Annotated in this window: 4 protein-coding genes; 2 read left to right on the forward strand and 2 right to left on the reverse strand. The window is 48.2% G+C overall.

The features are described 5' to 3' along the window. Nucleotides 1-20 precede the first annotated feature (20 nt). A complete protein-coding gene (locus tag GWO68_RS14315; protein ID WP_162347147.1) occupies nucleotides 21-2729 on the reverse strand; it encodes a hypothetical protein in 2709 nt (902 codons plus the stop codon). Nucleotides 2730-2872: 143 nt separating this feature from the next. Here GWO68_RS14315 and GWO68_RS14320 point away from each other — a divergent pair, with 143 nt between their 5' ends. After that, on the forward strand, nucleotides 2873-3748 hold the full coding sequence (locus GWO68_RS14320; protein WP_162347148.1) for a universal stress protein: 876 nt from the start codon (nucleotides 2873-2875) through the stop codon (nucleotides 3746-3748). Nucleotide 3749: 1 nt separating this feature from the next. Here GWO68_RS14320 and GWO68_RS14325 read toward each other — a convergent pair whose 3' ends face one another. After that, nucleotides 3750-4631 (reverse strand): ATP-grasp domain-containing protein, encoded by an 882-nt coding sequence (locus tag GWO68_RS14325; RefSeq protein WP_235942077.1) that lies wholly within the window; start codon nucleotides 4629-4631, stop codon nucleotides 3750-3752. Nucleotides 4632-4766: 135 nt separating this feature from the next. Here GWO68_RS14325 and GWO68_RS14330 point away from each other — a divergent pair, with 135 nt between their 5' ends. After that, on the forward strand, nucleotides 4767-5399 hold the full coding sequence (locus tag GWO68_RS14330; protein WP_162347149.1) for a hypothetical protein: 633 nt from the start codon (nucleotides 4767-4769) through the stop codon (nucleotides 5397-5399). Nucleotides 5400-6098 lie beyond the last annotated feature (699 nt).

Here is a 6098-nt window from a genome sequence, read left to right on the forward strand (position 1 = left end):
TAACAGCAATTAACAATCACTTACCGCTTCACCCTGAAGTTTACTTTCTGTAGTTCTTTGCGGTATACTTTGTAGAGCGAGAAGGTGTTTTCTGTTTCGTTGTGGTAAATGGTAACCGGTTGATTGCTATCCAGTGGCTGGCCGCCAATAAGCCTGCCTGCCGCATCGTAGAGGTATGTTTTCTGAGGGCCTGTTTCGGTTATGGCATAGATGATATTGTCGCCGCCGAAGTTAAAGTACTGCACCAGTTTAGGAGCCGACGTTACAAAGCGTTTCTCAAATAATTTTTTCTGCTCCTGGTCAAAAACAGCCACTTTGCCCTGTTCCTGCATCACATAAACAAACGACTTGCCTTCGTTACTTTCCTGCACCAGCTCAAACATAGCGCGCTTGCTCGGCCGTGGCAGTTTTTCGCGGCGCAGCACGCGGCCCTGCAGGTTAAAGGTAATTACTTCGCCGTAGCGGGTAACGGTCGTCAGTTCGGTTCTGCGCAGGTCTGTACCAATTTTGGCAACAGCCCCCGAAGTAACCGGCGACTTTAAGCTGAACGGGAAGCCCTGGTATGCATCGCCATTTTTGTTAAGCGCATACACATAACCATTTTCAAGCATCACCAGAATTATATCGCGGTCACCAATGCGTAGGTGCTGCGGGTCGGCGGCCAGTTTATACTCCAGGCTACGGGGTTGCCAGCCTTGTATGGCGTTGCCCCGGATGTCGTACATATACAGGTTGCCCAGGTCATCATCGAGCAGCAGGTTATAGTTGCCGTTCTTATTATAATCCAGAATAGTCAGGCGCTGTATGTTCAGGGAGTCTGCCAGGTTAAAAGGGAAATTCTCCAGGGACTGTGCCTGGTTGTCGAGGGCATGAATACGGCTGGCTGTAGCAAACACATAACGCAGGCGCTTTTCAGGGCCCAGTGGGAGTTGTTTTATACTTCCGCGCACGCTGCTGCCCAGGCTGTCGGTCCAGGTGCGTTTTCCTTCGCCGGTAACGTTGTATAAGATATAAGCCGAATCCTGTACGATAACTTCCGGGCTCTTGTCGATCACGTTTTGGGCTGGGTATGGCCGCGAGATCAGTTTGCTCCGGAAAGGCATCGAGAACACCACATTATAGTTGCTTTCAGGGGTGTTGCTTCGCTCTTGTTTCCGGAAAACAATGCTGGTATAATACTGCCCCTCTACTTTGGCATACTGTACAGCTACCTGGTTAAACTTCTTGATAAAAGACGAGGCCTGCAGCAGGCTTTCGCGTTCTTCATCGGAAGTATAACGGTTTAAAATGTACCAGGCATTTACGGTATTAATAAACAGGCTGAAATTTGCTTCCTGTAAGGTTTCGCCCTGCAGCGCCTGTTGCACCGGCGATTTGCTCCAAACTTTTTCGGCCAGTATATCATCTATCAGGGCGTGGGCCGTGCTCAGTTCATCGGTAAACAGTATATACTTACCAAGCTCTACAGTATATACCTGCTCAAAACCCGAAAACAAGGCGCCAAATAGCTTTTCAGGCAACTCCGCTACCGCCATTTGCTGAATTCTGAATCCACCATAAACACCCGCGTATAACCTGCTTTTTGGCGCAGCCTGTGTGTTTAGTTTTTGCAGTAACTGCAGTGTTTGTGCTTTGTTACCGGAGCGTGCAAACACTACTTTTTCGGGGCTGGTGCGGGTGCTGTTCGATTCGAGATAGGCCAGTACCAATTCCTGCTTAAAGGTGGTGGCCAGGCTATCTATAGTTGCGTTCGTTGGCGCTGTGTTTTGTTTCTGTTGTTTGATGCGGGCAATCTGCTGCACGCCAAAGTGTAGCATTACGGCCGTGCGTGTCGGCAGAAACTCTTTTACAAGTATAGGTTTAGGTTTAACAGCAGCCAGGTTATTATTTAAGGAGCCTTTCAGCTTTTCAGGGTTTGAAAAACCGTTGAGGAATATCTTATCGTCCTCCAGTTTTAGTTGCAGCATACCGCTGCGGCACAGGCTGCTCAGGTACTGTACCTGCGGCATCACGTCATCCTTCAGAAACAGGTTGAGCAGATCTGGCAGCTCGCGGTTATTTACATACACATTGGCGTACACATCGGGCTGGTCCAGGTAATTGGCACTCTTGTATTCTGCGGCTACCGAAGTAGGGTTGTCCAGGGCGGCACGCCGGATCACCTCTTCTATCAAGGCCGGCGACGCGCTCATAATCATGTTGTTGTGGTACGAAAAGTACGTATAGCGCAGGTCCAGAGGCTTGTAAGTTACTTCGGTTAGCAGTACGCCTTTATACTTGCGCGAGCTCTGTTCGAAGTTCGGGTTTTTGGCAATATTTTCGGTGATGGTGCGCAGCAACCGGTGCTCGCCCACAGAATTTACCGGGATGTAAAAAACAAAATTGAGGCTGTGCTTGCCAGTTACGTGTACCGAGGTAAGGATATTCTTTTTATCGAAGAAGCGGTTGAGGCGTTGCTTGCCCGGCGACACGCTGTCGAGCAGGGCCATCTGCTCCTGAAACTGCTGCATGATCGGCAACGCTTCCATATTTTGCCAGAGCTCTGTTTTGTCGAGGTGGCTGGCCAGTACCTGGTGGTCGTTGGTTTCTACAACTATAGCTGCACTTTCCGGAACTATAGCCCACAGGTCTACCTTCTCCCTGGAGGCTTGCCAGCGGCTAAAGCCATAAAAGGCCAGTGCTGCCAGCACTATAAATCCGATGAAGTAGAAAAAAAGGCGTTTCAGCATGAAAGGCAGTATCTGTGCACAAAAATAACCGAATTTTTTAAACCATCTGATTTTGCTAATGTATGTTTGCACCAACTGCCTGTAACATAACTTATCCGGAGGCGCTGCACGTATACTCTAAGCCTAACCCAAACCTAAAAAGTATGTTCAGAATACTGGTACCTGTAGACCTTACCGATAGCTCTTATAAAGCCTGCAACTATGCGCTTACCTTTGCAAAACAGGCCCCGGAGGCCATTATGGTTTTGCTGCATTGCTACCAGGATTACCTGGAAGAGCCCGACTCCGATAATGCTTTTACAGATGGGGAAACGGCATCAGCCAGAATTACAGACCGCGTGCTGCGCCGCAACCAGACCGATGCACAGGAAAAGCTGGACGAACTATATAACACCCTGAAAGTAGCAAATCCCAGCCCACAACTACAGCTGGAGCGCGTGTTTATGTATGGCCTGCCCGAGGACCTGGTACCCGAAGAGGTGCAGCGTTTTAAACCGGACCTGCTGGTGATGGCTACAAAAGGAGAGTCGAACCTGGCCCGTACTTTTTTTGGCTCCATCTCTACCAATATTGCCCAGGAAATTAAAGTGCCCGTGCTCACGATACCGGAAACCTATGAAGGCACCACTATAAAACGGGTACTATACGCCACCGACCTCGACAAAACAGACACCCAAACCTTAACAAACCTGCAGCAACTGTTACAGCCTTTCGGGCCGGTAATAGAATGCGTGCATGTAGCCGATGAACCCTCGCAAAGCGATAACCGCAAATTAGAAGAACTCAGGAATAAACTACAGCAATCAGCCACCACTAACCTGACCTATACGCTGCTGGAAGGCGAAGACGTAGCCGATGCGCTGCAAAAATTTGTATCCGAACAGGCCATTGACCTGATTGCGCTTACCACCCGATCCAGGACGCTGCTTGGCTCCCTGCTAAACCCCAGCTTAACCAAACGGCTGGTGCTGGAGTCGCAGGTGCCACTGTTAATTTTTCATGCTTCAGATAAAGTATAAGTTATTGTAGCAGCGTCATCAGGGCCTGGTAATAACGTTCCAGGCTCCCTTCTGAAGTGCTCAGGAACAGGAATGGCTCTATCAGTTCCAGCTCCATCAGTACAAGTTTATTGTCCAAAGCAACGCCATCTACTCGTGCATACAAGCAGTCGGAAGCAAAGCGATCTACGATATTATGGGCTGTTTCCAGGAGTGCGGCCGGTGGCGTAGGCGTATGGATAGTGCCCCCAAAAAAGTGCTGCACCCTGAAATCGCCGGGCTTGGCGGTTTTAAGTACCGTGTGGCTGTACTCACCGTTAAAGAAAATAAACGACCACTCGCCATCTGCTTTAATTTCTTCCAGGAACGGTTGTGCTAAAAAACCTTCGTGCTGTAACAGTTGGTTTATTTCTGTAGTCTTTTCCAGCGCTTCTTCTTTAGTTAAGGCAAACGTGTTTTTGGCACCGCCGCTTACGCGTGGCTTCACTATAATTCTATCACTTCCGAGTTCTGCAAAAGCGGCTTCAGCATTAAAGGTGCTTCCCTGCTCCAGCCAAACGGTTGGCACTATAGTTACTCCCTCGGCCTGTAGGTCTTTAAAGTATAGTTTGTCGGCGTTCCAGCGCACGGTCTTTATTGGGTTCAGCACCTTGCAGCCAGCAGTTTCTACTTTATCCAGCCAACTATAAAAGGCATCTATCTTGTCAAAATAATCCCACGGCGATTTAATGATCAGAGCATCGAACTGGCTCCAGTCTGTAGTTATATCATCCCACACCTGCCAACTAACCGGCAGCCCTTTTCCTTTTAAAAACTGGTATAAACGCTCGTCTTCCGAGTCAGCGTTGGCAGTATAATTTCCTAAGCTCTCACAAGTTATCAGCGCTATTTGTTGTATTTGCATATTTGTATCATATTTGCTGCGAAATTATACTTTGGGCAGCGTAGAAACTATAGTAGCAGGTGGTTTTAGCAAAACTTTTAAGCACCTGGTTCTCGTATGTGAGGTATAAATCTTACCCTGTTTTCCCCGGTTACTATGCTTACCCTGCTCTGCAACAGTTTTAACTATAGGTATGCCCTAAGCCTGCGGCTGCTTGCGCTGTTGTTTTTTGTGCATTCGGTAGCCACAGCCTGCACCACCGAACAACCCCAGGACGAAGAGGAGGCCCCAACTACGCGCCAACCGATAGATACCACAGCTGTTAAAACAACCCGCCGTGCCGCCACAACTATAGATTTTTTAGGCAACCCGTTTATAGCCAGCATAGCCCAGAGCAATTCTTTAAGCGCTTATTTCGACAAGATACAGGATGATTTCTGGGTAGATGCCGACGCAATCGAGAACCTGCACCGCTCCGATGTAACCGACACCATTTATACCATCCGTTTCGGAAACTCTAAGTTAGAGCTTTATGCGCCTACCCAATCTGGTAAATTATTATTGCAGGTAGCCGACATCCGGAACAGCAGTATAACACTGCGTAACAACCTACGTGTGGGCATGAGCCAGGAGGAACTGACCGGTAAACTAAAAGCACAGAACGTACACCTGCAGCAGTCGCCTGAAAAAATTGTGGCCTCTACTAAAGACGGTGCTCCTATTCATTTATACTTCTTCCTGAAGAATGGTAAAGTAAGCCGGATCTTTTATGAAGGGTATGTGGACTAAAGGTTTAGGAAAAACCTTACCCGATTTATAGTTCCTCTTTTGTTATCAGTCAAACTCCTGCCATTTCGAGCTACGTCGAGGAATCTTACATGGATTATAATTGCTAAAGACCTAGCAGCGTGCGCAGCTCCTGCTAGCGTCTGGTTCTATAGTTTCTCTTTTTTCATTCCGAGCGCTAGCCGAGGGATCTTATGTGCCCTATAGTTAGGATCTTCCATTATCGAGCCAAACTATCGCTATCCTTTCAAATTACCTTCATCCCTGAGAGCTCTAATTACTTATCGTTTCAATTGAGCTTTGGTGCCCTCACGGCCGGGAGGCCCCGTCTTCGGGCATCGCGCTGCTTTCGCTTCCTTTGCTCGTACCTCGCAATGCCTGGCGGCACCGGAACCTCTCGAGGCGCTCAACCCAAAGACTGTGATCTTTCTACTATGTACCGCTTAACTATAGTTTGAAACGGTAAGCTTCGAAATTGATCATGGCTATAGTTCCGTAGGGACAGGTCGCGACCTGTCCGTGCTATGTCGGTAACTATAGAACAATAGTTTGTGAATTGGCAACGGCAGAAAAGTCCCCCTTCAAAGGGGCAGGGCCGTTAAGTTCTATTTTTCGTAAACTAATATGTTTAGGAAAGGGGGAGCAGATGCAAAATAGTGAAGTAAGTTTACTAGCCTGTCTGCGTGAGGTACCTGATTTTCG

This window comes from Pontibacter fetidus, from assembly GCF_010119545.1.
GTDB classification, from domain to species: Bacteria; Bacteroidota; Bacteroidia; order Cytophagales; family Hymenobacteraceae; genus Pontibacter; species Pontibacter fetidus.